The 1,340-nt window shown below is 68.8% G+C and carries 1 protein-coding gene; it reads right to left on the minus strand.

All coding sequences use genetic code 11. From position 1 onward, the window contains the following. Positions 1–36: 36 nt before the first annotated feature. On the minus strand, positions 37–1,340 hold a 1,304-nt coding region (locus BZY54_RS47915; protein WP_143668433.1), incomplete at its 5' end, for an aminotransferase class III-fold pyridoxal phosphate-dependent enzyme.

The raw sequence follows: 1,340 nt of genomic DNA on the forward strand, positions 1-1,340 counted from the left end.
GTGCCCGGATCGAGCCACCGCACGAAACCCCGCCCGTCACTCCGCCGAGACGTGACTCCCGTGACCGAGTTGGGCCAGGGCGCGGTCCAGCATGTCGGCGAAGAAGTCCACCGCGGCGGCGTCGATGCACAACGGCGGCTTGATCTTCAGGATGTTGAGGTGGTCACCGGTCGGCTGTACGACCACGCCGAGGTCGAGCATCCGGTCACAGAGTTCGGCGGTCTCTTCCGTGGCGGGTTCCAAGGTGAGGCGGTCGCGGACGAGTTCGAGGCCGAGGTAGAGGCCCGAGCCGTGGACGGCGCCGATGACGCCGTATCGCTCGGCCAGTGCCTCGAGCCGGCGCTTCAGATGGCCGCCGACACGCATGGCATTGCCTTGGAGGTCCTCGTCGCGCAGGGTGTCCAGGACGGTGAGACCCACGATGCTGGAGACGGGGCTGCCACCGGTGGAGGAGAAGAAGTAGCCCTGGTCGCGGTACCTGTCGGCAACGGTCTTGGACGTGATGACGGCGCCGAGGGGGTGGCCGTTGCCCATGGCCTTGGCCACACAGACGATGTCGGGGACGACCTGCTGCTGCTCGAAGCCCCAGAACCAATGTCCCAGACGGCCGTAGCCGACCTGGACCTCGTCGGCGACGGCCAGGCCGCCGTGACGGCGGACCGCAGCGTACACCTCGGCGAGGTAGCCGTCGGGCAGGGCCACTCCGCCGGCGTTGCCGTAGAAGGTCTCGCCGATGAACGCTCCTGCCGGGCGGCCGGAAGCGGCCAGCTCGTCGATCACCGCGACGGCCTCGGACCCGTAGCGCACCGCATCAGCCCCGCGGTGCCGGCCTCGGTAGGAGTTGGGTGAGTCCACTGTGTGGACCCAGTTCGGACGGGTGGCGAGGGCGTTCGGGTTGTCCTGGAGCGAGGTGGAGACCGCGTCGGAGGCGTAGGTCCAGCCGTGATACGCCTCGCGCAGTGCGACGACGTCGTGCTGTCCGGAGGCACCGATGGCCAGCCGGAGGCCCAGATCCACCGCCTCGGAACCGGAGTTGACCAGGAACACCGTGTCCAGGGGCTCGGGCAGGAGGACAGCGAGGCGTTCGGTGAACTCCACCACCGAGGCGTAGTGGAATCGCGAGTTGGTGTTGAGCCGTCGCAGCTGCCGGGAGACCGCCTGCTCGACGCGAGGATGGGCGTGGCCCAGCGGGGTGACGTTGTTGACGATGTCGAGGTAGGAGCGGCCGTCGGTGGAGAGCAGGTGGTGGCGCCAACCACGCTCGATGCGGGGAGGGTTGGCGTAGTAGTGCCCCTGCACGGTGGCGAACACGGCGTCACGGCGGTCGAGCAGGTCCACCT

Source organism: Streptomyces carpinensis, assembly GCF_002154505.1.
Classification (GTDB): Bacteria; Actinomycetota; Actinomycetes; order Streptomycetales; family Streptomycetaceae; genus Streptomyces; species Streptomyces carpinensis.